Annotated in this window: 22 protein-coding genes and 2 pseudogenes; 15 read left to right on the top strand and 9 right to left on the bottom strand. The window is 71.2% G+C overall.

Features of this window, described 5'->3' with window-relative positions:
- Nucleotide 1: 1 nt before the first annotated feature.
- Nucleotides 2-775 (top strand): enoyl-ACP reductase FabI, encoded by a 774-nt coding sequence (gene fabI / locus ACZ4Z5_RS10720; protein ID WP_468259709.1) that lies wholly within the window; start codon nt 2-4, stop codon nt 773-775.
- A 182-nt stretch (nt 776-957) separates the two neighbouring features.
- Entirely contained in the window at nt 958-1,347 is a 390-nt protein-coding gene (locus ACZ4Z5_RS10715) for a hypothetical protein (RefSeq protein ID WP_468259707.1), read from the top strand.
- Between the two features lie 333 nt (nt 1,348-1,680).
- Here ACZ4Z5_RS10715 and ACZ4Z5_RS10710 read toward each other — a convergent pair.
- Nucleotides 1,681-2,349, bottom strand: a pseudogene (locus ACZ4Z5_RS10710) (FadR/GntR family transcriptional regulator); the annotation flags it as partial.
- Nucleotides 2,350-2,407: 58 nt separating this feature from the next.
- Here ACZ4Z5_RS10710 and ACZ4Z5_RS10705 point away from each other — a divergent pair.
- From ACZ4Z5_RS10705 to ACZ4Z5_RS10690, 4 genes are all read left to right on the top strand, one after another.
- Nucleotides 2,408-3,700 carry a CynX/NimT family MFS transporter gene (locus tag ACZ4Z5_RS10705; RefSeq protein WP_468259704.1) on the top strand — a complete coding sequence of 431 codons (1,293 nt, stop codon included), beginning with the start codon at nt 2,408-2,410 and terminating at the stop codon, nt 3,698-3,700.
- 17 nt (nt 3,701-3,717) lie between these two features.
- A complete protein-coding gene (locus ACZ4Z5_RS10700) occupies nt 3,718-3,834 on the top strand; it encodes an SGM_5486 family transporter-associated protein (protein ID WP_468259701.1) in 117 nt (38 codons plus the stop codon).
- A 247-nt stretch (nt 3,835-4,081) separates the two neighbouring features.
- Nucleotides 4,082-4,297 (top strand): hypothetical protein, encoded by a 216-nt coding sequence (locus ACZ4Z5_RS10695; RefSeq protein ID WP_468259699.1) that lies wholly within the window; start codon nt 4,082-4,084, stop codon nt 4,295-4,297.
- Nucleotides 4,298-4,376: 79 nt separating this feature from the next.
- A complete protein-coding gene (locus ACZ4Z5_RS10690; RefSeq protein ID WP_468259696.1) occupies nt 4,377-4,928 on the top strand; it encodes a SixA phosphatase family protein in 552 nt (183 codons plus the stop codon).
- Between the two features lie 116 nt (nt 4,929-5,044).
- On the opposite strand, the gene serB is transcribed toward ACZ4Z5_RS10690, so the two are convergent.
- Nucleotides 5,045-6,259, bottom strand: coding sequence for a phosphoserine phosphatase SerB (gene serB, locus ACZ4Z5_RS10685; protein ID WP_468259694.1), 1,215 nt, complete (start codon nt 6,257-6,259; stop codon nt 5,045-5,047).
- 1,387 nt (nt 6,260-7,646) lie between these two features.
- Between serB and ACZ4Z5_RS10680 the strand changes: the two genes are divergently transcribed.
- Nucleotides 7,647-10,163 (top strand): ABC transporter ATP-binding protein/permease, encoded by a 2,517-nt coding sequence (locus ACZ4Z5_RS10680; RefSeq protein ID WP_468259691.1) that lies wholly within the window; start codon nt 7,647-7,649, stop codon nt 10,161-10,163.
- A 95-nt stretch (nt 10,164-10,258) separates the two neighbouring features.
- On the opposite strand, the gene ACZ4Z5_RS10675 is transcribed toward ACZ4Z5_RS10680, so the two are convergent.
- The 3 genes and pseudogenes from ACZ4Z5_RS10675 to ACZ4Z5_RS10665 form a co-directional block, all read right to left on the bottom strand.
- A complete protein-coding gene (locus ACZ4Z5_RS10675; RefSeq protein WP_468259688.1) occupies nt 10,259-10,987 on the bottom strand; it encodes a transglycosylase SLT domain-containing protein in 729 nt (242 codons plus the stop codon).
- 222 nt (nt 10,988-11,209) lie between these two features.
- Complete coding sequence (locus ACZ4Z5_RS10670; protein ID WP_468259685.1) at nt 11,210-12,343, bottom strand: S-adenosylmethionine:tRNA ribosyltransferase-isomerase; 1,134 nt, start codon at nt 12,341-12,343, stop codon at nt 11,210-11,212.
- Nucleotides 12,344-12,474: 131 nt separating this feature from the next.
- Nucleotides 12,475-13,170: pseudogene (locus tag ACZ4Z5_RS10665) on the bottom strand (SDR family NAD(P)-dependent oxidoreductase); the annotation flags it as partial.
- Between the two features lie 186 nt (nt 13,171-13,356).
- On the opposite strand from ACZ4Z5_RS10665, the gene ACZ4Z5_RS10660 reads away from it, so the two are divergent.
- The 3 genes from ACZ4Z5_RS10660 to ACZ4Z5_RS10650 all read left to right on the top strand — a co-directional run bounded on the left by ACZ4Z5_RS10660 (nt 13,357) and on the right by ACZ4Z5_RS10650 (nt 15,575).
- Nucleotides 13,357-14,502 carry a GAF domain-containing sensor histidine kinase gene (locus ACZ4Z5_RS10660; protein ID WP_468259682.1) on the top strand — a complete coding sequence of 382 codons (1,146 nt, stop codon included), beginning with the start codon at nt 13,357-13,359 and terminating at the stop codon, nt 14,500-14,502.
- Nucleotides 14,495-15,145, top strand: a complete 651-nt coding sequence (locus ACZ4Z5_RS10655; protein ID WP_468259679.1) for a response regulator — start codon at nt 14,495-14,497, stop codon at nt 15,143-15,145. Before ACZ4Z5_RS10660 ends, ACZ4Z5_RS10655 begins: the two co-directional genes overlap by 8 nt.
- Before the next feature lie 184 nt (nt 15,146-15,329).
- A complete protein-coding gene (locus tag ACZ4Z5_RS10650) occupies nt 15,330-15,575 on the top strand; it encodes a chaplin (RefSeq protein ID WP_468259677.1) in 246 nt (81 codons plus the stop codon).
- 294 nt (nt 15,576-15,869) lie between these two features.
- Here ACZ4Z5_RS10650 and ACZ4Z5_RS10645 read toward each other — a convergent pair whose 3' ends face one another.
- The gene (locus ACZ4Z5_RS10645; protein ID WP_468259675.1) at nt 15,870-16,658 is read right to left on the bottom strand and encodes a hypothetical protein; all 789 of its coding nucleotides are present in this window, start codon (nt 16,656-16,658) and stop codon (nt 15,870-15,872) included.
- A 130-nt stretch (nt 16,659-16,788) separates the two neighbouring features.
- On the opposite strand from ACZ4Z5_RS10645, the gene ACZ4Z5_RS10640 reads away from it, so the two are divergent.
- The 4 genes from ACZ4Z5_RS10640 to ACZ4Z5_RS10625 all read left to right on the top strand — a co-directional run bounded on the left by ACZ4Z5_RS10640 (nt 16,789) and on the right by ACZ4Z5_RS10625 (nt 19,990).
- Nucleotides 16,789-17,580: an ABC transporter ATP-binding protein gene (locus tag ACZ4Z5_RS10640; RefSeq protein WP_468259672.1), complete on the top strand. Its 792-nt coding sequence runs from the start codon at nt 16,789-16,791 to the stop codon at nt 17,578-17,580.
- 44 nt (nt 17,581-17,624) lie between these two features.
- Nucleotides 17,625-18,053: an NfeD family protein gene (locus tag ACZ4Z5_RS10635; protein WP_468259669.1), complete on the top strand. Its 429-nt coding sequence runs from the start codon at nt 17,625-17,627 to the stop codon at nt 18,051-18,053.
- 123 nt (nt 18,054-18,176) lie between these two features.
- Nucleotides 18,177-19,136 carry an SPFH domain-containing protein gene (locus ACZ4Z5_RS10630; RefSeq protein WP_468259666.1) on the top strand — a complete coding sequence of 320 codons (960 nt, stop codon included), beginning with the start codon at nt 18,177-18,179 and terminating at the stop codon, nt 19,134-19,136.
- Nucleotides 19,137-19,213: 77 nt separating this feature from the next.
- On the top strand, nt 19,214-19,990 hold the full coding sequence (locus ACZ4Z5_RS10625; protein ID WP_468259664.1) for a sulfite exporter TauE/SafE family protein: 777 nt from the start codon (nt 19,214-19,216) through the stop codon (nt 19,988-19,990).
- 81 nt (nt 19,991-20,071) lie between these two features.
- On the opposite strand, the gene ACZ4Z5_RS10620 is transcribed toward ACZ4Z5_RS10625, so the two are convergent.
- From ACZ4Z5_RS10620 to ACZ4Z5_RS10610, 3 genes are all read right to left on the bottom strand, one after another.
- Nucleotides 20,072-20,578, bottom strand: a complete 507-nt coding sequence (locus tag ACZ4Z5_RS10620; RefSeq protein WP_468259661.1) for an HNH endonuclease — start codon at nt 20,576-20,578, stop codon at nt 20,072-20,074.
- A gap of 176 nt (nt 20,579-20,754) precedes the next feature.
- The gene (locus tag ACZ4Z5_RS10615; protein WP_468259658.1) at nt 20,755-21,285 is read right to left on the bottom strand and encodes a YbhB/YbcL family Raf kinase inhibitor-like protein; all 531 of its coding nucleotides are present in this window, start codon (nt 21,283-21,285) and stop codon (nt 20,755-20,757) included.
- Nucleotides 21,286-21,334: 49 nt separating this feature from the next.
- Nucleotides 21,335-22,117 carry a sporulation protein gene (locus ACZ4Z5_RS10610; RefSeq protein ID WP_468259655.1) on the bottom strand — a complete coding sequence of 261 codons (783 nt, stop codon included), beginning with the start codon at nt 22,115-22,117 and terminating at the stop codon, nt 21,335-21,337.
- Nucleotides 22,118-22,220: 103 nt separating this feature from the next.
- On the opposite strand from ACZ4Z5_RS10610, the gene ACZ4Z5_RS10605 reads away from it, so the two are divergent.
- Nucleotides 22,221-22,862 (top strand): DNA-3-methyladenine glycosylase, encoded by a 642-nt coding sequence (locus ACZ4Z5_RS10605; RefSeq protein ID WP_468259652.1) that lies wholly within the window; start codon nt 22,221-22,223, stop codon nt 22,860-22,862.
- The last annotated feature ends 369 nt before the right edge of the window (nt 22,863-23,231 follow it).

Below are 23,231 nucleotides of genomic sequence, written 5' to 3'. Positions count from 1 at the left end.
CATGAGCGGAATCCTCGCCGGCAAGCGCATTCTCGTCACGGGTGTCCTCACCGAGGGCTCCATCGCCTTCCACGCGGCCAAGGTCGCGCAGGAGGAGGGTGCCGAGGTCGTCCTCACCGGCTTCGGCCGGCTCACCCTCGTGGAGCGCATCGCCAAGCGTCTGCCCAAGCCCGCCCCGGTCATCGAGCTGGACGTCACCAACCAGGAGCACCTGGACGGCCTGGCCGCCAAGGTCGCCGAGCACTTCGGAGACGACAGCGGTCTGGACGGCGTCGTGCACTCGATCGCCTTCGGCCCGCAGGGCGCCTTCAACTTCCTGGAGGCGAGCTGGGAGGACGTCCAGACGGCCGTCCACGTCTCGGCGTACTCCTACAAGTCGCTGACCATGGCGCTGCTCCCGCTGCTGGAGAAGCGCGGCGGCTCCGTCGTCGGCCTCACCTTCGACGCGCAGATCGCCTGGCCGAAGTACGACTGGATGGGCGTGGCCAAGGCGGCCCTGGAGTCCACCAACCGTTACCTGGCCCGCGACCTGGGTGCCAGGAACATCCGCTGCAACCTGATCTCCGCCGGCCCGATCAAGTCGATGGCCGCCAAGTCCATCCCGGGCTTCGAGGAGCTCGCGGACGTCTGGAACCATCGCGCCCCCATCGGCTGGGACCTCGCCGACCCGGAGCCGGCCGGCCGCGGTGTCGTCGGTCTGCTGTCGGACTTCTTCCCGAGGACCACGGGCGAGATCGTCCACGTCGACGGTGGCGTGCACATGATGGGTGCCTGACGTCACGACAGGCACCTGAACCCTCGTCAGGAACTGCGGCCGCGGGCCGCCGGTCACCCGATCGGCGGAACGCGGCCGTCGTGCACCACCGCCCGTTCGGCCGCAGACTGGGCTGACCGGGTCTTTCCGCGGTGCCCCGCTGAACGGGTCTCCCGCGGTGCCCCGTGGGGAGGAGGTACGTCGTGCGTCCGATCCTGCTGCGAGCAGCGGCCCTGCCCGCCTCCCTGGCGCTGGCGACGGCCCTGGTGCCCGCCGCGGCCCACGCGGCGTCGGTGCTCCGCGGAGCCGCGACGGCACCCGCGACCGCGCCGGCCGCCCCCGCGGATCCTCCTCCCGGACCGTACGCCGCCGAGTGCCGCACCTTCGTGGAAGGCTCCCGCGCCGTCGCCTACTGCCACAACGCCAACGCCGGGATCGACCGGGTGCGGCTCCACGTCGAGTGCGAACGGTGGTGGGACCTCGACGTCGACGGCGCATCGGTCGACATACGGCCCGCCCAGACGGTGCAGCTCAGCGACCGCTGCTGGAAGGAGATCCGCGCGGTCTGGGTCAGCCACGAGTGGCGGACGTGAGCGGCGGGGGCGTTTCCTCACCGGGGCCGCTGACATTCCTGTCACTCCAGGCGGCGCTTTCCGGTTGCGTCTTCGCCGCCGTTGTTTCCTCGCTACCGGGTACTTCCTCGTACCTCCTCGCGACCGCATATTTCCTCCCGGCCGGATTCTGCATCGCCGTCGCTTGCCTCTTGCCGGCCCCCGGGCCGGTCGTCTCCTCCCGGACGGCCGCTCCCCTCAGGCGCGTGTCTCCCGGCCGCCGTCGCGTTCCGGTGCGCCCGCCCGCTCCGGAGCGACGGCGGATCGGCGTGCGCCGGCGCGCCGGGACCCGCTCGTCGGCCGGCGCCCGCCCGGGCGGTCCGGTACGCACTTGAAGGCATAACCCGCCGCCTCCGAGGCGGCGAGGTCGGCGTCGCCGTTACGGATCGCCTCCACCAGCAGCGCGTGGTCCATGTGGTTCTCCGGACGCAACTCCTGTCCCACGTCGTCGCGGAGCCAGTCGCGCAGTACGTCTCCCAGGTCCGCGTAGAGCTCGGTCAGGACCTCGTTGTGCGACGCGGCCACCACGGCGTGGTGCAGGGTCGCGTCCGCGGCCACGAAGGCCTCTGCATCACCTGATTCCCACGCCTCCTCGCGGTGGGCCAGCAGGGCGTCCAGCTGCCGCAGATCCCGGTCGGTGCGCCGCTGCGCGGCGAGCCGGGCGGCGGAGGACTCCAGGGTCGAGCGCAGCTCCGCGACGTGCTCGGGGTCGGCCCCGGCGAACCGGCGGTGCATCACGCCGGCGAGCTCGCTGGTCGCGAGGACGTACGTCCCGGAACCCTGCCGGATGTCCAGCAGGCCGTTGTGCGCGAGCGCCTTGACCGCCTCCCGGACCGTGTTGCGGGCCACCCCGAGTTGCTCGACGAGCTCGGGTTCGGTAGGGATCCGCGATCCCACGGGCCATTCGCCGGAGGTGATCTGGTTGCGCAGCTGCGTGATCACCTGGTCGGAGAGCGCGGAGCGCCGGGGGGAGCTCAGAGTCACTGCCACTCCTTCTCTGATGATTGGACAACCAATCATCCCATGATTCTATGATGGGTGCATGTCTGACGAGACCCCGGCCACCAGGACCCTGAGCCCCGACCCGACCACCGGCCTCGGACACCGTGCCGCCGGCGGCCCGCGACCCGCCTGGGTCGTCCCCCTGGTCGTCACTGCTCTCGTCCTCGCCGCGGTCAACCTGCGCCCCGCCATCACCAGCCTCGGCGCCCTGCTGGAAGAGGTGCGCGAGGGCCTCCACATGAGCGGCAGCGTCGCCGGCCTCCTCACCTCCGTACCGCCGCTGTGCTTCGCCGTGTTCGGCGTGGCCGCACCCCGGCTCGCACGCCGCTTCGGACCCGCGGCCGTGGTCTGCGCCGGCATGGCGGCGATCGCCGTCGGCCTGGCCCTGCGTCCCTTCGCCTCCGGCACGCCCGGTTTCCTGGCCGCCAGTGCGCTCGCCCTCATGGGAATCGCCGTCAGCAACGTCCTCATGCCGGCCGTCGTCAAGCGGTACTTCCCCGAGCGCGTGGGCACGATGACCGGGCTCTACTCGATGGCCCTCGCCATCGGCACCGCGCTCGCCGCCGCCGTCACGGTGCCCATGACCCGGGCTCTCGGCGGCAGTTGGCGCACCGGCCTCGTCGTGTGGGCGCTGCTCGCCGCCGTCGCCGTCCTGCCGTGGGTCCTGCTCGTGCGTGACCGGGACGCCGTTCCCGCGGTGGCCCCGGCCGGCCAGGACGCCGCCCGTGCGCGTACCGCTCGGCCCGACGCCGGACCGCGCGTCGTACGCAGCCGCACGGCATGGACCCTCGGCTGCTTCTTCGGCCTCCAGGCCACCAGTGCGTACATCACCATGGGGTGGCTTCCGCAGATCTTCCGGGACGCCGGAGTGCCGGCCTCGACGTCCGGGGTGCTGCTCGCCGGGACCATGGGCCTGGGCATCCCGCTCTCCTTCGTGCTGCCCCGGCTCGCCTCCCGGATGAGGAACCAGGGAATGCTCGCCGCCGCACTGGGGCTCTGCGGTCTCGTGGCCTACGTCGGCCTCCTCCTCGCTCCGGCAGCCGGCGCCTGGATCTGGGTGATCCTGCTGGGCGTCGCGATGTGCACCTTCCCCCTGGTCCTGACCCTGATCGGCATGCGCTCGCGCACCGCGGCCGGAGTGGTCCGCCTGTCGGCCTTCGTACAGTGCACCGGCTACCTCATCTCGATACCGGGTCCGCTGCTCATCGGCGTGCTCTACCAGCACAGCGGCGGCTGGGACGTGCCGCTCACGGTCATGGCCGGGCTGATGGTGCCGCAGATCGCGCTCGGCCTGCTGGCCGGACGGGACCGGACCGTCGAGGACGAATGCTGAGATGCGACACTGGCGTCATGCCTGTGCTCGAGCCCCAGCCCCCGAACGGCCAGAAGAAGCTCCTCCTCGTCCTCGGCGCGATGCTCGCCATCACGGTCGTGATCGGCGTCATCGCGTCCGTCGCCGCCCCCTGAGGCACCTCACGCCATGGCCGACGCCGCCCGGCTCGCCGTTTCCAGGGACCTTCCGGGGCGGGGCCTCCGTGAGAGCGCGGCTTCCGTGAGACCGGAAGGACGAGGGCGGACCGGCGGGTGGGGGCAGCCCCCGCATCCCCTAGGGGGCGGGTCTCAGGGTCAAGTGGGTGGATCACCGGATGGGCCCGCCGCCCCGTGATCGTTAACTTCGAGGAGTCGGCAGAACTCGGACTCCCCGGAGGCGGCCATGACGGCCCACCCGCACACCCCGTCCCATGCCTCGGCGACGGGCCCCGCCGCCCGGTTGCCGTGGTGGGCCCTCGTGCTTCCCGCCCTGGCCTTCGCCGCCCTGATGGTCCTGATGGCCGGACCGGGCCCGGAGCCGGCCGGCGGCGGGACGACCCGAGGCGAGACGGCCGTCGCCCACATAGTGGAGCGTGTCCAGCACACCCTGTCGCGGTAGAAGTGCGTGCTCACCCGCCGAGTGCCGAGGTCGTCAACACCCTGCGCCCGTTGGCCTGATCCATGCGAAGCTGGGGGTCATGAGCGCCGCTGAGTTCTCCAGGGAGACGTCCCCCGAAACGCCCGTGTCCCGCAGGATCGTCCTCCTCCGCCATGCGAAGGCCGATTGGCCGCAGGTGTCCGACCACGAGCGGCCGCTCGCCGACCGGGGCCGCATGGACGCCGCTGTCGTCGGCCGCCGCCTCGCCGACACGGGAATCGCCTTCGACCTGGCCCTGTGCTCCTCCGCGCTCAGGACCCGCGAGACCTGGAAGCTCGCCGTGCACGAAATGCCGCACCGCCCCAGGACCGTCTACGAGGACCGGCTCTACGAGGCATCCCTCGGCGACCTGCTCGCCCTGCTGAACGAGACCCCCGACGACGTCGACGACCTCCTGCTCATCGGCCACAACCCTGGCATGCACGCCCTCGCCGACGCCCTGGCCGGGCGCGTCGAGGGCGACGCCCTGGCGCGGCTGAGCCGCACCGGCTTCGCGACCGCGGCGTTCGCCGTCGTGGGCTTCAGCGGTTCATGGAAATCCGTCGAGCACGGTGTCGGCACCCTCGTCGACTACTGGGCCCCGCACGACTGACCGGCGGCCGGTCCTTCCGGACGGGCCGTCCGGCCGACAGCTGTGCGACACACGAGGCCCCGGCGCGACAGCCGCGCGGGGCCCATGTCACCCGGCGCGCTTCACCGGGCTCGCGCTCAGTGGTGGTCGTCGATGTCCGCCGCCTCGACCTCTTCCCGGGTGATGCCCAGCAGATAGAGCACCGTGTCCAGGAACGGCACGTTCACCGCGGTGTGCGCCGCGTCCCGTACGACCGGCTTGGCGTTGAACGCCACACCCAGACCCGCTGCGTTGAGCATGTCGAGGTCGTTGGCGCCGTCACCGATCGCCACGGTCTGTGCCAGCGGCACACCCGCCTCGGCCGCGAACCGCCGCAGCAGCCGGGCCTTCCCCGCCCGGTCCACGATCTCCCCGGTGACGCGGCCCGTCAGCTTCCCGTCGACGATCTCCAGCGTGTTGGCCGAGGCGAAGTCCAGCCCCAGCCGAGCCTGCAGATCATCCGTGACCTGGGTGAACCCTCCCGACACCACACCGACCTGGAAGCCCAGGCGCTTCAGCGTCCGGATCAGCGTCCGGGCCCCGGGAGTCATCCGCACCTCGGACCGCACCTTGTCGACCACCGACTCGTCGAGGCCCTCCAGCAGCGCCACCCGGGCGTGCAGCGACTGCTCGAAGTCCAGCTCGCCCCGCATGGCGCGCGCGGTCACCTCGGCGACCTGCTCCTCGCAGCCGGCGTGCGCCGCGAACAGCTCGATGACCTCGTCCTGGATCAGCGTCGAGTCCACGTCCATGACCACCAGGCGCTGGGCCCGCCGGTGCAATCCGGCGGACACCACCGCCACGTCCACGCCCAGCTTCGCCGCCTCGGTGGCGAGCGCGGTGCGCAGCGGCTCGGTCTCCGTGCCGGACACCGCGAACTCCACCGCGGTGACCGGGTATTTCGCCAGGCGGAAGATGCGGTCGATGTTGCCGCCCGCCGCCGCGATCGTCGCGGCTATGGCGGCCGTCGACTCGGCGGTGAGCGGATGCCCCAGTACGGTCACGTGCGACCGGCCGTGGCCGCGCGGGCGGTTGTCACCCGTGCCCGAGATGATCTCGGCCTGAAGCCTGAGCGAGTCCGCCCAGCTGTGCACGGTGGCCCGCAGCTCTCCCTCGCTCGTCCCGCCCGCGGAGGGCGTGGTGACCAGCGCGCACAGCATGAGCCGGCCACGGGTGACGATCTGCTCGATGTCGATGACATCGACGGAGTAGGCGGCGAGCGTGTCGAAGAGCCCGGCGGTGATCCCCGGGCGGTCCTTCCCGAAGACCTTGACGAGAAGGGTGGGAACGTCGGAGTACGGCGAAGCGTTCATGGTGATCCCACCGTATCCGGCCCGCCCGCACCGCAGGACCCCCGTCCCGCCAGACGGACGTCTCCCCCGGCCGCCACCCGCCGACGGGCGGGCCTCGCTCGCGCTGCCCGAGGGGGAACGCGCCGCGCTGCTGCTCAGGGGCGGTCCGCCTGGTCACGCCCTCCTGCGCCACCGGCACGCGGCGCGGTGGGCATCCTGGTTTGGGGCCGCGCGCCCGGTGGGGCCTTCGCGCCGGTGTGGCGGCGCATGCTGGTGGGGGCCTTCACATGGCTCGGGGCGGTCTGCCGGGCCGGGCCCGCCCCGGTCACCGGCGTGCGGTGGGTGCCCTGGCGTGGGGCCGCGTGCCCGGTGTGACGTCGCGCGCCGCCGCGCCCGAGCGGTGAGCCCGTGCACGCCCCGGACGACGAGACCACCGGCGGTCCGCGGCCGGTCCGGCGGGTGAGCCCCGCCCGGCTCCGCCCCGGCCCGCCGCGCCCGCAGGCCCGCCGGGGCGCTCGGCCGCCCGCCCGGCGCAGCGGGCCATGTCACGGCCGAGGGTGCCCACCCGGTAGGCCCCACTCAGTGGGTGCCTGGCCGGTGGGGGCACGTGGCATGGCCCCGTCGGTCCTGCGGGTACGGCGGGGCGACGCGCAACCCGGTCGACGCCGGTCGCCCCTGGCCGCCGACCGTCTGCGCCCGTCCGACCGGGGAGGGACCGGAGAAGGACCGGAAGGGGCCGGAGAGGGACCGTCGACGGGCTCCGGTCGCAGTCTGTCCCGGGGCCTCCGGTCGCGGGTCCCGCGGCGGCGGTGCGCGGTGCGGTAGGCGGTCCCAGGGCAGCGGCGCATGGTCCGTGATCCAAGGGCGGGTGCGCCCCGTACTTCGGGGCCATGGGGCGTACACCGCACTGCGGGCGCGCGGATGTGCCACCCGGGTGAGATGGGCCGACGGGCCACCCTCCCCGAATGGCCGCTCCCGGAACGCGCCCCTCCCGGTGTGCCGCCCCTCGCCCTGAGCAGTGCCCGCCGGGAACGCCGGAGAGCGCGCAGCAATCCCCCGAGCGGCACGCGGAGTTCGACTCCACGCCCGTAACGGTCCCGCGCCGACTGCACCTCACCCCACGGGAGCCCGGCGGCGCAGCGGGGCCGGAGCCCTACCGGTCAGGATCCCCGGGTTCACGGGCGAGTTGCCCCGTTCACGCATGATTCATGGACCCTCATGGGGTGTTCCCCTCGTCCGACCGTATTTCTCCGCTGCCCACGGTCCGTTGGCACGAGCCCTCGCGGGGTCTTCACAAGGCCCGACTTTCCGATACGGGACCGGGCCTGAAATAGTTCCCCAGGATGTATGCCATCCCTGGGCCCCCTATGCCGGGGGTCACATCGGGGGAAGACAAGTGGGGCGCGGAGTGCCTGAATTCGTACTGGAAGTGAATGGAAGGACCTGGACGCTCGATCCGTCCAGGCCGTACACCCTCGGACGCGATCCGCAGGGTGACGTCGTGTTCGACGACCCCAGGGTTTCCTGGCGGCACGCCACCATCAGTTGGGGCGGCCGGGGTTGGGTCATCGAGGACCACGGCAGCACCAACGGCACATACGTGCAGGGGCAGCGGATCCAGCAGATGGAGATCGGCCCCGGAACCGCGGTGCACCTGGGCAACGCGACGGACGGCCCGAGGCTGGATCTCTCCGGTGCCGCGGCCGAAGCGGACGAGTACAGCGCCCATGGCGTCGGCGCCCAGCAGTCGCAGCAGGGCGCCGACGCCCTGCAGGCGCAGGGCCAGGCCAGGCCGGCCGGGGCAGGCGCGCAGCAGGCCGCGCCGTCCTGGCAGCAGACGCCCGGGCAGCCGCACGTCCCGCAGCAGCAGGGTCCTGCTGCCGGGGAGTCCGCCGGCGCCGCCCCGGTCTACGGCGACCGCAGCCCCACCATGTTCCATCAGCTGGCGCTCGGCCGGGTGATGCGTATCGGTCGTGCCCTGGACAACGAGCTGGTCGTCTCCGACCTCCAGGTCTCGCGGCACCACGCCGAGTTCCATGCGACGCCCGACGGTCGCTTCGAGATCCGCGACCTCGGCTCGCACAACGGCACGTACGTCAACGGTCAGCCGCTCGCCAAGTCCGGTACGGCGCTGATCGGCCCGAACGACATCGTGGGTGTCGGTCACTCGACGTTCCGCCTGGTCGGCGACCGCCTCGAGGAGTTCGTCGACACCGGTGAGGTGTCCTTCTCCGCCCGCCACCTGACGGTGACGGTCGAGGGCGGCAAGCAGATCCTCAAGGACGTGTCGTTCGGCGTCCCAGAGAAGTCGCTGATCGCGGTCATCGGCCCGTCCGGTTCCGGCAAGTCGACCCTGCTCAAGGCGCTGACCGGCTACCGGCCCGCCAACGAGGGCGACGTCCTCTACGACAACCGGAACCTCTACAAGCAGTTCGCCGAGCTGCGCCAGCGCATCGGTCTGGTCCCACAGGACGACATCCTGCACAAGGAGCTGACCGTCCGCACCGCGCTGAAGTACGCGGCGAAGCTCCGCTTCCCCGCGGACACCACCGCCGCGGAGCGCGACGCCCGGATCGACGAGGTCCTGCGCGAGCTGAAGCTGGACGTCCACAAGGAGAAGAAGGTCACCTCTCTCTCCGGCGGCCAGCGCAAGCGCGTGTCGGTGGCCCTGGAGCTGCTGACCAAGCCGTCGCTGATCTTCCTGGACGAGCCCACCTCCGGTCTCGACCCGGGCATGGACCGTGACGTGATGCAGCTGCTGCGCGGGCTGGCCGACGACGGCCGCACCGTCCTCGTGGTGACCCACTCCGTCGCCGAGCTGGCGCTGTGCGACAAACTGCTGGTGATGGCGCCGGGCGGCTCGGTGGCCTACTTCGGTCCGCCGGGGGAGGCGCTCAACTTCTTCGGCTACGAGACCTGGGCGGACGTCTTCTCGGCGTTCGAGAACTACCGCGACTACGACTGGGCGGGCCGCTGGAAGGGCTCGCAGCACTATCAGAAGTACGCCGCGGAGATCGACGCCGTCGCCCCGCAGTCGGTGCAGATGCCGCCCGCACAGGCGATGCGGCCGCCGAAGCCGCAGAGCTGGGGTTCCCAGCTGTGGACCCTGGTCCGCCGCTATCTGTCGGTCATCGCGTCCGACAAGGGTTTCCTGGCGCTGATGGTGATCCTGCCGGCCGTGCTCGGCGCGGTCAGCGTGGTCATCCCGGCCGAGTCCGGTCTGGGCCTCGGCCCGGAGCGGGCCCACTTCCAGAACCGCGACGCGGGCGTGATCCTGCTGATCCTCGCGGTCGGCGCGTGCTTCGCGGGTGCGGCCAACTCCGTCCGTGAGCTGATCAAGGAGCGGGTCATCTACGAACGGGAGCGGGCGACCGGCCTGTCCCGTTCGGCGTACCTGGTCTCCAAGGTCGTCGTGCTCGGCCTGATCACCGCGTTCCAGGGTGCACTGGTCAGCGCCATCGGCTTCGGCGCCCGCGACAAGATGCCCGAGGAGGGCGTGGTCCTGGTGGACTCGCCGGTCGTCGAGATGACCCTCGTGATCACGGCGCTGGGCTTTACGTCGATGATGGTCGGTCTGATCATCTCCGCGCTGGTGAAGACTGCCGAGAAGACCATGCCGCTGCTGGTGATGTTCGCGATCGTCCAGGTCGTCTTCACCGGTGTGCTGTTCCAGATCTTCGACAAGGTCGGCGTGGAGCAGGTCGCCTGGCTGATGCCGTCGCGCTGGGCCATCGCCGCCGCGGGTGTCACGGCCGACATGAACATCCTGAACCCGTGGCCGGGAGCCGGGCCGGATCCGCTGTGGGAGCACACGGCGAGCCAGTGGTTCGTCAACATGGGCGTGCTGATCGGCATGGCCGTGGTGTGCGGCGTCGTCGTGCAGCGTCTGCTGCGGCGCCACGAGCCCGAGGTCATGCGCAAGTAGGGCCACCGGCCATGCGCAAGCACGGCCGGTCACGTGGACGAGGGGCGGCACCCGCGGGTTGCCGCCCCTCGTCCGTATGCGTCGGGGAAGCCGGCTCAGTACGCGCCGAAGACGTTGTCGATCGAGCCGTAGCGGTCGGCCGCGTAGTTGCAGGCGGCGGTGATGTTGGCGACCGGGTCGTAGATGTTCCACGAGGTGCCGGGGACGTGGTACGCCTTGAAGGTCGGCGGGATCACCTGCAGCAGGCCCTTCGAGGGCACGCCGTTGACGGCGTTGACGTCCCAGTTGTTGATGGCCCTCGGGTTGCCGGAGGACTCGCGCATCACATTGCGGTGGATGGCCTGGTACGAGCCCGGGATGCCGTTGGCCTTCATGATGGCCAGGGACTGCTTGATCCAGCCGTCCAGGTTGTTCCCGTAGACGGGCTTGCGGGGCACCGAGCGGCTGACGACCGGGGTGGCCGTCAGACGCTTCGCCGCGGCGGCCTTCGCGGTGGCGGCGGCCCGGGCCTGCACCTCCGCCACGGCCTCGGCCTTGGCGCCGGCCTCGGCCTTGGCGGCCGCGGCCTTCTGGCTCAGCGTGATGGCATCGGTGTGCTGCTCGGCGAGGCTCTTCTGCAGGGCCTTCGCCTGCGCACCGCCGTCGGTGGCCGACGCGGCGACCGGGACGGCGGCAACGGCGACGGCGGTCGGCTCGACCTCGGTCGCGTTCTCGCCCGGAGCGAGCGAGAGCGCGAGGGCCGCGGCGCCGACGGCGGCAACGCCGGCCAGCGAGATGCGGTGGGTCTTGGTCAGAGCCTTGCCGGAAAACCGGGACGCGGACATGCAGTCGTACCTCTTCGAATCGCGGGACGCCGCCCGGTCGGGCCAGGCGGCGACGGCAATTCTTAGCGGCAGCAAAATCCGCTGGCAAAGGTGTGACGTACGAAGTGGGATAGTGGTGATACGTCACCCAAATCAGGACAAGTCAACCTGCATTCCGTGCTCAAATGCCCTTTATGTAGCTACTAGCCCGCTTCGTAAGTGATGTGGGTCCTATGGGCGGGCTCACACGGGCTGCGAAGTGGCCTCACAGGAAGTTGCTTTCGTAACGCACAGTGTGAGGGGCTCCTCCGGGAGGATGAGGTGCACGTCACCGAACTCGTGCCACAGGTAGAGCCGCTCCAGCGCCTCGGTGTACGCGCGGCACAGCGCAGGCCGTCCCGCGATCGCCTCCAGCATCAGCAGATGCGAGGCCTGTGGCTCGTGCAGACCCGTCAGCAGCCCGTCCACCACCCGCACGCCCCGCTCGGCGGTCACCACGAGATCCGTCCACCCCGCGGCGGCACGCACCACGCCGTCCGTCCCGGCCGCCGACTCCAGCGCCCGCACCGCCGTCGTCCCGACCGCGATGATCCTGCCCCCGCCGCCCCGCGCCGCGTTCACCAGCCACGCCGTGGCCGCCGGCACCTCGAACCGCTCGGGGTACGGCGGCTCGCACACCTCGGCCGACGCCACCCCCGTGTGCAGCGCGACCGGCGCGAACTGCACACCCCGGCGCACCAGCTTCCCCACCGTCTCCACGGTGAACGGCCGTGCGGCACTCGGCATCTCCGCCGACCCCGCACCGTCGGGGGCCGGCCGCGCGAACACCGTCCGGTACACCGCCGCCGGCTGGTCCCGGTCCGTGTACGCATACCGGATCGGCCGCCCGTACCGGCGCAGCAGCGCGGGCACGTCCGCGGGACCCGGCATTCCGCCGTGCTCCGCGCCGCGGACCGCCGCCCACCACAGACGGTCACCCCCGGAACTCAGCCTCTCCTCCAGTACGAGACGGGCACCGCCGGGAAGACGGACCCGGGCGCCCGCGGGGCCGCCCGGCCGCGGACGGGTGGTGCCGCGGCCGTCGGGAGTGCGGAGCTCGACGGCCCACCGGCCGTCGTCGCCCCGCGTCGAGAAGTGCACCACCACGCGGTTCCGGCCGAGCAGCCCGTCCACCGCCGCGGACAGCGTCTCCGAGGTGTTCACCACCAGGACGTCGCCCGCCCGCAACAGGCCGACCAGGTCCCGGAACCGGTGGTGCGACACCTCGGTGCCCGTGCCGACCAGCATCCGCACGTCGTCCCGCCCCGTGCCCCGCTGCTCGGCCGGTACCCGCGCCGACAGTTCCTCCGGCACGCGCAGCGCCTCCAGCACCGTCATCGCACCCGCTCCTCCGTGAGCGCCCGGCCGTCGGCGGACGCCCGCCCGTCCGAAGGGCCTTGCCCGTGGAGTTCCGCGGCGTCCCGCGCGCGGCGTGGGGTGCCCTGCTCGTCCGGCTGCGGCGCTGGTTCCCCGGCGAGGAGCGCCGGCGCCGAGAACCGCCCGCTCGCCGGCCGCCGGTCCAGCAGTCCGAGGAACGCCGGTACGACCGACTCGGGCTCCGGGCGCCCGGAATCGTCGTCCGACGGCACCGCCGCCGCATAGAGCTGCGTCCGCATGTCGCCAGGGTCGACCGCCCACACCCGCAGCTCCGGTTCCTCGACCGCCAGCACCGCCGCGACAAGGTCCAGGGCCGCCTTGGACGCCCCGTAGCCACCCCATGTCCCGTACGCCTCGACGGCAGCGTCCGAACTCACCGCGATCACCGTTCCCGCATCCGACGCCCGCAGCAGCGGCAGCGCCTCCTGCACCAGGCCGAGCGCCGCCACCACATTGACCTCGAACGCCTCACGCAGTCCGGCGAGGGTGTGCTCCGCCAGCCGCACCAGCGGCTCGGCGCCCAGTACGCTCGCGTTGCTCACCAGCAGATCGAGCCCACCGAGCGCACCCGCCCGCTCCACCAGCTCCTTGCGGTGCGCGGCATCCGCGACATCGCCCGTCACCGCCACCACCCGCACCCCATGACGACGGCGCAGCGACTCCGCGGTCTCCTCCAGCGCCTTTGAGCCCCGCGCGTCGAGCACCAGATCCCACCCCCGCGCGGCCAGCGCCGACCCCAGCGCACGTCCCAGACCCCGCGAAGCCCCCGTGATGATCGCAACCGGCATGACGTCCGTCCCCTCTTGTCGGTGCCGCCTCCGACGGCTGTCGCACCCAACGTAGGAACGGGCCCCCGCGCCGCGCCTCGACCCCCGGTCCCGGCCGCCCGGGCTCTTCGGCCTAGGTCCGCGGGCCCAGCCGCCTGCGGACGCTGGTCCGATACACCCCACGACACCCGCCGGTACGGTGAGGTCATGACATCCGGCACCCCGTCAGGCCTGGCAGCGGTGAGCTCCGCACTGCTCGCGATGAGCAGGCACCTCGAGGTGCGCGACGTCCTGAAGACGATCGTCGCCTCGGCCCGCGAACTGCTCGACGCCGAGTACGCCGCCCTCGGCGTCCCCGACGACCACGGCGGCTTCGCCCAGTTCGTCGTCGACGGGGTGACCGACGAGCAGTGGCGGGCCATCGGGCCGCTGCCGCGCCAGCACGGCATCCTGGCCGCGATGCTCCGGCAGGCGAAGGCCGAGCGTCTGGCCGACGTCCGCAAGGACCCGCGTTTCGAGGGCTGGCCGGCCGCCCACCCTGACATGTCGGACTTCCTGGGGTTCCCCATCCGGGACGGCGACGCGGTCATCGGCGCGCTGTTCCTCGCCAACAAGCGCTGCCGCCCCGCCCGCGACGTCTGCGGATTCACCGAGGCCGACGAGGAGCTGCTCGGCATCCTCGCCCAGCACGCCGCGATCGCCCTCACCAATGCCCGGCTCTACGAACGCAGCCGGGAACTGACCATTGCCGAGGAACGCTCCCGGCTCGCCCACGAACTGCACGACGCCGTCAGCCAGAAGCTGTTCTCCCTGCGGCTGACCGCCCAGGCCGCCGCCGCCCTAGTCGACCGCGACCCGGCCCGCGCCAAGGGCGAACTCCAGCAGGTCGCCGTACTGGCCGCGGAGGCCGCCGACGAGCTGCGCGCCGCGGTCGTCGAGCTGCGGCCCGCCGCACTCGACGAGGACGGCCTCGCCAACACCCTGCGCACCCAGATACAGGTGCTGGACCGGGCGCACACCGCCCGGGTCAGCTTCGAGAGCGTCGGCGTACGCGCGCTGCCCAGCGCCCAGGAGGAGGCACTGCTGAGGGTCGCCCAGGAAGCACTGCACAACGCGCTGCGCCACTCGGGCGCCGAGCGGGTGGCCGTGTCCCTGACGAAGCGGGACCACGGCGCCGTCCTGAGGATCACCGACGACGGCCGCGGCTTCGACCCCACCGCGGTGCGGCGGGCCGGCCGGCACCTGGGCCTGGTCTCGATGCGGGACCGGGCGAGCGGCGTCGGCGGCACGCTGCGTGTGGAATCGGCGCCCGGGAAGGGCACCACGATCGAGATGGAGGTGCCCGGTGGCTGATCACCCGACCATCCGTGTCCTGCTGGTCGACGACCACCAGGTGGTCCGCCGGGGCCTGCGCACCTTCCTGGAGGTGCAGGACGACATCGAGGTCGTCGGCGAGGCCGGCGACGGGGCCGAGGGCATCGCGCGGGCGGAGGAGCTGCGCCCCGACGTCGTCCTCATGGACGTGAAGATGCCCGGGACGGACGGCATCGAGGCCCTGCGCAAGCTCCGCGAGCTGGCCAACCCCGCGAGGGTCCTGATCGTCACCAGCTTCACCGAGCAGCGCACGGTCGTGCCCGCCCTGCGCGCCGGTGCGTCGGGGTACGTGTACAAGGACGTCGACCCGGACGCCCTGGCCGCGGCCATCAGGTCCGTGCACGCCGGCCACGTCCTGCTCCAGCAGGAGGTCGCGGGCGCACTGCTCAGCCAGGACGACGGCAACGGCGGCGGCACGGGCCGGGGGAGCACCCTGACCGACCGGGAGCGCGAGGTGCTCGCCCTGATCGCGGACGGACGCTCGAACCGGGAGATCGCGCGGACCCTGGTGCTCTCCGAGAAGACCGTGAAGACACATGTCTCGAACATCCTGATGAAGCTGGACCTTGCGGACCGGACGCAGGCGGCGCTGTGGGCCGTACGGCACGGGGTCACCGGCTGAGGACCCGCCGTCCCGGCGGTCCGCGGGGCGTCGAGGCCGCCGTTCCGGCAGGTAACGCTCCGGGCTGAGATTCATACTGTCGGGTGTATGTCACCCGCTCGGCGTATCCCAGCCGGGGAAGGCGCGTTCTTCATGGCGTGTGCCCGCGGTGCATGACCGCGGCGATGACCAGAAGGATCACGAAGTGAAGAACCTGAAGAAGGCTGCCGTCCTCACCATGATCGCCGGCGGGATCGTCGCCGCGGGTACGGGAGTGGCCTCCGCGACGAACGGTGCGCACGCCGACGGGCACGCCGTGCAGTCCCCGGGTGTGGCCTCCGGCAACCTCGTCCAGGTCCCGGTCCACGTCCCGGTGAACGTCTCCGGCAACACCCTCAACGTCATCGGCGTGCTGAACCCCGCCTTCGGCAACACCGCCGTCAACAACTGACGCCGCGCCGCAGTGTCACGGCCCTCCAGGCATGCCTGGAGGGCCGTGGCCGTGCCGTGAGGCGGCGCCGTCTCCGGCCGCCGGATCCCGGAAACGGCGCCCTGCCCCGGCGACCCGTCAGCAGTGGCGGGGCAAAGCAGAACGGCGGATCAGCTCCCTGGGGGCGACAGCGCGACGACACGCCCTGCGGGAGCAGAAGACGCCGGTCGTCGGCCACCCCGGCGACGCAGCAGCGCGGGCACGGCAGGCATACGGTGCATCCCGCGAGGTTCCGGCGGGTCCGCACCCCGTGGGTCAGGAGCGCCGGCGTTCCTCTTCCTCCACGTACGCGTTGTACGCCGCGACCTGGGCCCGGCGCGCCACCCGTTCCACCGGTCGCAGCGTCTCCGACCGTGCCGCCATCTCCGACGCGCTCACCGCACCCCCGTGCCCCGTCTCGTACGCCACCGAGATCAGCAGTCCGACGCGCTGCGCGAGCTCCAGCACGCGCACCGCGCGCGGCGGATACCCGGGAGCCAGCACCTCCTGCCCCCGCTCCGCCCGCGCCCGGTAGGCGTCCACGGCGGCCTCCGCCACCGGACCCGACCCGGCGACGTCGAGCCGGGTCAGTACGACCGTGGCCTCCCGCAGTGCCTCCGCCAGTTCCCGCTCGGCCTCTCCCAGCGAGGGCACGTCCGCGGGCGGTGCCTCCCGCACCGGCAGGCAGTGCCACACGACCTCGACGTGCACATCGCCGCGCGGCCCCGCCTCGTACACCTCGGGCACCAGTCCCAGCGCCCCGCCGTGGCAGACCACCGCCTCCTCCGCGTCCAGCGCCCGCGCGTTGAACTCGGGCGGTCCGCTGAGTCCCAGCGGATGCCCCGGCGCGGGCAGCGCGACCCGGAAGCCGGTCACCCCCAGGGTCCGCAGCCGGCCGAGGGCCAGGGTGAGACCGACCGGCCCCGCCTCACCCGGCAGACCCTCCACCCGGTGCACCGCGTCGTCCCCGACGATCGCGAGCACGGCGTCATCCGGTGAAACAAATCCGGCCAACAGGGCATTTCCCCATGCTGCCAGGCGTCCTGAGCGTGGTTCCGAGAGCATGACCCCAGCCTAGGGACTGGAGCGCGCGACGGGTGGCGTAGGTTTTTCCCTGGGAGTTCTCCGGGGGTCGTACCCACACCGCCCCCGGGATCCGTGGATCCGACTGATTGCATGGGGAGACAACGCGCTCATGAGCGATGTACTGGAGCTGGTGGACGTATCCGTGGTCCGCGACGGACGCGCTCTGGTGGACGACGTCTCCTGGTCGGTGAAGGAGGGTGAGCGCTGGGTCATCCTCGGCCCCAACGGCGCCGGCAAGACCACCCTCCTCAACATCGCCTCCAGCTATCTCTTCCCGACCAAGGGCACGGCCGACATCCTCGGCGAGCGCCTCGGCAAGGTCGACGTCTTCGACCTCCGGCCCCGGATCGGCATGGCCGGCATCGCCATGGCCGAGAAGCTCCCCAAGCGCCAGACCGTCCTCGAGACCGTCCTCACCGCCGCGTACGGCATGACCGCCACCTGGCACGAGGACTACGACGAGATGGACGAGGCGCGCGCCCGCGCCTTCCTGGACCGCCTCGGCATGACCGAATACCTCGACCGCAAGTTCGGCACCCTCTCCGAGGGCGAGCGCAAGCGCACCCTCATCGCCCGCGCGATGATGACCGACCCCGAACTGCTCCTCCTCGACGAACCGGCGGCCGGCCTCGACCTCGGCGGACGCGAGGACCTGGTGCGCCGCCTCGGACGGCTCGCCCGCGACCCCAACGCCCCTTCCATGATCATGGTCACCCACCACGTCGAGGAGATCGCCCCCGGCTTCACCCACGTCCTGATGATCCGTCAGGGCAAGGTGCTCGCAGCCGGTCCCATGGAGACCGAGCTGACCTCCCGGAACCTCTCGCACTGCTTCGGCCTGCCCCTCGTCGTAGAGCGCAACGGCGACCGCTGGACCGCCCACGGGCTGCCGCTCGGCTGACCGGCACCCTGTCCCCGCGCGTTCACCGCGCCTACCATGACCATGTGGACATCGACGCATGGGTGTGGTGGCTGATAGCCGCCGTCGGACTCGGAATCCCGCTCGTCCTGACGGCGATGCCCGAACTCGGCATGTTCGCCGTCGGTGCGCTCGCCGCCTCCGTGACCGCAGCGCTCGGCGGCGGCAGCGTCGCCCAAGTGCTCGTGTTCACAGCGGTGTCCGTCGCGCTGATCGCCGTCGTACGGCCCATCGCCGCCCGGCACCGCTCGCAACGCCCCCAGCACGCCTCCGGAATCGACGCGCTGAGGGGTCGTCAGGCACTCGTGCTGGAACGGGTCGACGGCACCGGCGGCCGCATCAAACTCGCCGGCGAGGTCTGGTCCGCCCGCACCCTCGACGCCGGACAGGTCTTCGAACCTGGACAACAGGTCGACGTCGTCGAGATCGACGGGGCCACCGCAGTCGTCATCTGAGCCGAACGCCCCACACCACTCCGCGTGGTCTGAGAAACTGATCATCAAGACCGGCCCGGTCGGCTGTCCGGCCGGAATCCGGATCATCGGTATCGTCCGCGAAGCGAAGGGCACGGGAACGCGATGCAACCGATCATCATCGTCCTGATCATTCTGGTGGTGCTGGTCTTCATCGCCCTGATCAAGACGATCCAGGTCATCCCACAGGCGAGCGCCGCCATCGTCGAACGCTTCGGCCGCTACACCCGCACCCTCAGCGCCGGCCTCAACATCGTCGTCCCGTTCATCGACTCGATCCGCAACCGGATCGACCTCCGCGAACAGGTCGTCCCCTTCCCGCCCCAGCCGGTGATCACCCAGGACAACCTTGTCGTCAACATCGACACCGTCATCTACTACCAGGTGACCGACGCCCGCGCCGCGACCTACGAAGTCGCCAGCTACATCCAGGCGATCGAGCAGCTCACCGTCACCACCCTCCGCAACATCATCGGCGGCATGGACCTGGAGCGGACCCTCACCTCCCGCGAGGAGATCAACGCCGCCCTCCGCGGAGTCCTCGACGAGGCCACCGGCAAGTGGGGCATCCGCGTCAACCGCGTCGAGCTCAAGGCCATCGAGCCCCCCACCTCCATCCAGGACTCGATGGAGAAGCAGATGCGCGCCGACCGTGACAAGCGTGCCGCGATCCTCACCGCGGAAGGCATCCGCCAGTCGCAGATCCTCACCGCAGAGGGCGAGAAGCAGTCCGCCATCCTGCGCGCCGAGGGCGAGGCCAAAGCCGCCGCCCTGCGCGCCGAGGGCGAGGCGCAGGCCATCCGCACCGTCTTCGAGTCCATCCACGCCGGAGACCCCGACCAGAAGCTGCTCTCCTACCAGTACCTCCAGATGCTCCCGAAGATCGCCGAAGGCGACGCCAACAAGCTCTGGATCGTCCCCAGCGAGATCGGCGACGCCCTCAAGGGACTGTCCGGCGCCCTCGGCAACTTCGGCCCCATGGGGGGCGGTTCCCCCTCCATCCCCGGCAGCCGCCAGAGCACCGAGACGAACACCCAGCGCCGCGAGCAGCCCCCCATCGACTGACCCACCCCCTTCATGCATGATCAGTGCGGCCCCTCGACCTTCACGGCGGGGAGGCGACACACTGACCATGTAAGGAGATGGCCTTGTCCATCTGGGAAGCACTGGCGGTATTCGTGGCCGGCGTGGGCGCCGGCACCATCAACACCATCGTGGGCTCCGGCACCCTGATCACCTTCCCGGTGCTGCTCGCCACCGGCCTGCCACCGATCACCGCGAACGTCTCCAACACGCTGGGACTGGTCCCCGGCGCCATCAGCGGCGCCATCGGCTACCGCGAGGAACTCCGGGGCCAGCGCGGCAGGGTGATCCGCCTCGGCGCCATCGCCCTCATCGGAGGACTCGGCGGCGCGATCCTCCTCCTGGCCCTGCCCTCGAAGGCGTTCGACACGATCGTCCCGGTCCTCATCGCGCTCGCCCTCGTCATGGTCGCCCTCCAGCCGCGCCTCGCCAAGGCCCTCCAGGCCCGTCGCGAGGCCACCGGCACCGAAGCCCATCCGCACGGCGGCCCGCTCCTCTACGCCGGCCTGCTCCTCGCCAGCGCCTACGGCGGATACTTCGGGGCGGCCCAGGGAGTCCTCTACCTCTCCCTGATGGGCGTCATGCTCGACGAGAGCCTGCAGCGGATCAACGCCCTCAAGAACGTCCTCGCCGCCGCCGTCAACGGCGTGGCCGCCGTCTTCTTCCTCTTCGTGGCCGACTTCCACTGGACCGCCGTGCTGCTCATCGCGGTCGGCTCCACCATCGGCGGCCAGATCGGCGCCAGGGCCGGCCGCCGACTCCCCCCGACCGTCCTGCGCGGAGTGATCATCGTCGTGGGTGTCCTCGCGATCGTCCAGCTGCTGGCCGGAAGGTGAAACACCACCCCACACGCAAGGAGCCCGCCTCCGAGTGAAGGCGGGCTCCGGACGGCCAGCCGCGGACGACCGGACCATGCTCTACGCGGCCGACTGCCCCAGCCACTCGGGCAGCTCGGCCCTGCTGCCCGAACCCAGCGCGAGCAGCATCGCGTCGGCAGGCGTCGGCACGAACGGCTGGTGCAGCAGCGGCATCCCCGCCTGCTCCGGAGTACGGTCGGCCTTGCGGTGGTTGTCCTCCGCGCACGAGGCGACCGTGTTCATCCACGTGTCACCACCGCCCTGCGCCCGCGGCACGACATGGTCCACGGTCGTCGCGCGCCTCCCGCAGTAGGCGCACCGGTGCTGGTCCCGCACCAGCACACCCCGCCTCGACCACGGTGCCTGTCTTCGGAACGGCACCCGTACGTACCGGCAGAGCCTGATGACCCTCGGCACCGGAACCTCGACCGCGGCCGCACGCACACTGAGTCCGGGATGAGCCTGCTCGACGACGGCCTTGTCCTGCAGGACAAGCACGACGGCTCGGTTCAGTGTCACCGTCGACAACGGCTCGAAGCTCGCGTTCAGTACCAACGTGTCCCGCATCTTGCCCACCTCCGGAATGCCGGCCCACCCCCTGGCGGGCTGGGATCAACTCTGGCCGGGCTCGCCGAGATGGACAACGCAATATCTCCCGGGCGCCCCCCATGACCCCCGCAGGAAGAAAAATGCCCGCTCCTGATCTCTCGCAGACCAGGAGCGGGCGAACAGCGGGCGAACGCTCAGTGCGCGGCGTATTCACCGATCAGTTGTGCACGCGCCAGCGTGTGGAACCGGAGATGGAAACCGACGGCCGCGGGCGACGCGTCCGCGTCCGGCCCCAGCTTCTCCTGGTCCACCGCGTACACGGTGAACACGTACCGGTGCGCGGGATCCCCCGGCGGCGGCGCCGCGCCGCCGAAGTCCCTCGTTCCGTAGTCGTTACGGGCGTGCACCGCTCCGGCGGGCAGGCCCTTGAACCCGCCGTTGCCGGCCCCCGCCGGGAGCTCGGTCACCGACGCGGGGATGTCGAACAGCACCCAGTGCCAGAAACCGCTCCCGGTCGGCGCGTCCGGGTCGAAGCACGTCACCGCGAAACTCCTGGCCTCCTCCGGGAACCCCTCCCACCGCAGGTGCGGCGAGGTGTTCCCGGCGGCGTGCACCTGAGCGTCCTTCAGCACCGCTCCCGGCTGCACGTCCTCACTCACCACGGTGAACGAGGGCACCTCGGGGTGGAAGTCGTGCGGAAGCGGCGGCCTCTCGCGCTCGGTCACGTCGGTACCTCCTGATCGTCCTGGACGTCTGATCCGGACCCGAGACTAGCTAGAGCCAGTTGCGCCTTCCCCCGACGCTCGCGAGCCACTGGTTGAGGTAGGCCGCCCAGTCCGTCCCCTGGAAGCTGTCCAGTCCGACGGTGAACGCCTTGTACGAGTCGCTGCCCTCGCTGAACAGACCGCCCTTCTTGTCCATCTCCAGGATGACGTCCATCTCGCGGTCGTCCGCGACGAAGCTCAGCTCCACCTGGTTCAGCCCGTGGTACTGCCGCGGCGGGAAGAACTCGATCTCCTGGTAGAAGGGCAGCTTCTGGCGCGTCCCGCGGATGTGGCCGCGCTCCATGTCAGCGCTCTTGAAACGGAAGCCCAGCTGGGCGAAGGCGTCGAGGATCGCCTGCTGCGCCGGCAACGGGTGCACGTTGATCGGGTCCAGGTCACCCGAGTCCACCGCACGGGCGATCGCCAGCTCCGTCGTCACACCGATGTGCATCCCGGTGAAGTGACGTCCCTCGAAGTGGGTGACCGGCGTCTCCCACGGGATCTCCAGACCGAACGGCACCACGTGCACCGCCCCGGGCTGGACCTCGAAGGCACCGCCGAGGCGGAGCCGGCTGAACTCGATGTCCTGCCTGACCTCCTGCTCACCGCCCTCGACCTCCACCCGGGCCTGGAGACCGACGGAAAGGCCCTCGATCTGCTGGGAAACGGACCCGCCCTGGATCCGCACCTCGCCCTGCACCACACCGCCGGGCACGACATTGGCCTCGGACAGCTCCGTCTCAACGGAGGCACCACCGGCACCCAGGCTCGCGAGCAGCCGCTTGAACCCCATGTTCTTCCTCCTTGTTCCTGACCCCTGTAAACGCGGAACACGGATCCCCGGTTCCGTATCGGCCCACCCGCATGGACGAACGGGTCGACTACCCTCGTACGCCATGATCGAGGCCCCCGACCGTACGCCACTGCCCCGGGACTTCTTCGACCGCCCCGTCCTCGAGGTAGCCCCTGATCTGCTCGGCCGCACGCTCGTACGTCTCATCGGAGAGGGCCGGATCGAACTCCGTCTCACCGAGGTCGAGGCCTACGCCGGTCCCGCCGACCCCGGCTCCCACGCCTTCCGGGGACGCACCGCCCGGAACGGCGTGATGTTCGGACCGCCCGGGCACGCATACGTTTACTTCACCTACGGCATGTGGCACTGCCTCAATCTCGTATGCGGCCCCGAGGGCACCGCGAGCGGAGTCCTGCTCCGCGCCGGGGAGGTACGGGTGGGCACGGAACTCGCCCGCAAACGCCGGTTCTCGGCCCGCCACGACAGGGATCTGGCCAAAGGACCGGCCCGCCTGGCGACCGCCCTCGGTGTCGACCGCGCCCTGGACGGCACGGACGTGTGTGCGGGCCCGGAGGCACCTCTGACCGTGCTCACCGGCACCCCGCCACCGTCCGACCAGGTACGCAGCGGCCCGCGCACCGGCGTCGGCGGCGACGGCGCCGTCCACCCCTGGCGATTCTGGATCGCCGACGACCCCACGGTGAGTCCGTACCGGGCGCATTCGCCACGCCGGAGGTCGACTTGACTCACCCCTGCGAGACGCCTAACGTAGCCCGAGCCGCTTGAACAGGGACTGCTGTTCAACAGCCCCCGAAGCGGCCATCCACTACTACTGATCATCCCAGGCGGGGTTTTTCGGCATGCCGGATTTCCGTCGCCGGCCTCGACGGCTCGATTATGAATCGCCGAGAGGATCGGTTAACGTAGGGGAAACGCCGAAAGGCAAAGGCCTTCCAACGGCCGCCGGAATCGAAATCCAGACCGGAAACGGAACGGAAAAAGAATCTGGTAAGGTTGGGAACACCGAAGGGAAGCGCCCGGAGGAAAGCCCCAGAGAATGTCGCTGCGGGTGAGTACGAAGGAAGCGTCCGTTCCTTGAGAACTCAACAGCGTG

It is taken from the genome of Streptomyces sp. NPDC030222 (assembly GCF_055573115.1).
This window is presented reverse-complemented; position numbering and strand designations above follow the sequence as displayed.

Bases quoted from the DNA above. Each gene is read 5' to 3' on its own strand.
- fabI (WP_468259709.1), top strand. From the start codon at position 2: ATGAGCGGAATCCTCGCCGGCAAGCGCATTCTCGTCACGGGTGTCCTC.
- ACZ4Z5_RS10705 (WP_468259704.1), top strand. From the start codon at position 2,408: ATGTCTGACGAGACCCCGGCCACCAGGACCCTGAGCCCCGACCCGACC.
- ACZ4Z5_RS10700 (WP_468259701.1), top strand. From the start codon at position 3,718: ATGCCTGTGCTCGAGCCCCAGCCCCCGAACGGCCAGAAGAAGCTCCTC.
- ACZ4Z5_RS10695 (WP_468259699.1), top strand. From the start codon at position 4,082: ATGACGGCCCACCCGCACACCCCGTCCCATGCCTCGGCGACGGGCCCC.
- ACZ4Z5_RS10690 (WP_468259696.1), top strand. From the start codon at position 4,377: ATGAGCGCCGCTGAGTTCTCCAGGGAGACGTCCCCCGAAACGCCCGTG.
- serB (WP_468259694.1), bottom strand. From the start codon at position 6,259: ATGAACGCTTCGCCGTACTCCGACGTTCCCACCCTTCTCGTCAAGGTC.
- ACZ4Z5_RS10675 (WP_468259688.1), bottom strand. From the start codon at position 10,987: ATGTCCGCGTCCCGGTTTTCCGGCAAGGCTCTGACCAAGACCCACCGC.
- ACZ4Z5_RS10670 (WP_468259685.1), bottom strand. From the start codon at position 12,343: ATGACGGTGCTGGAGGCGCTGCGCGTGCCGGAGGAACTGTCGGCGCGG.
- ACZ4Z5_RS10660 (WP_468259682.1), top strand. From the start codon at position 13,357: ATGACATCCGGCACCCCGTCAGGCCTGGCAGCGGTGAGCTCCGCACTG.
- ACZ4Z5_RS10645 (WP_468259675.1), bottom strand. From the start codon at position 16,658: ATGCTCTCGGAACCACGCTCAGGACGCCTGGCAGCATGGGGAAATGCC.
- ACZ4Z5_RS10640 (WP_468259672.1), top strand. From the start codon at position 16,789: ATGAGCGATGTACTGGAGCTGGTGGACGTATCCGTGGTCCGCGACGGA.
- ACZ4Z5_RS10630 (WP_468259666.1), top strand. From the start codon at position 18,177: ATGCAACCGATCATCATCGTCCTGATCATTCTGGTGGTGCTGGTCTTC.
- ACZ4Z5_RS10625 (WP_468259664.1), top strand. From the start codon at position 19,214: ATGGCCTTGTCCATCTGGGAAGCACTGGCGGTATTCGTGGCCGGCGTG.
- ACZ4Z5_RS10620 (WP_468259661.1), bottom strand. From the start codon at position 20,578: ATGCGGGACACGTTGGTACTGAACGCGAGCTTCGAGCCGTTGTCGACG.
- ACZ4Z5_RS10610 (WP_468259655.1), bottom strand. From the start codon at position 22,117: ATGGGGTTCAAGCGGCTGCTCGCGAGCCTGGGTGCCGGTGGTGCCTCC.
- ACZ4Z5_RS10605 (WP_468259652.1), top strand. From the start codon at position 22,221: ATGATCGAGGCCCCCGACCGTACGCCACTGCCCCGGGACTTCTTCGAC.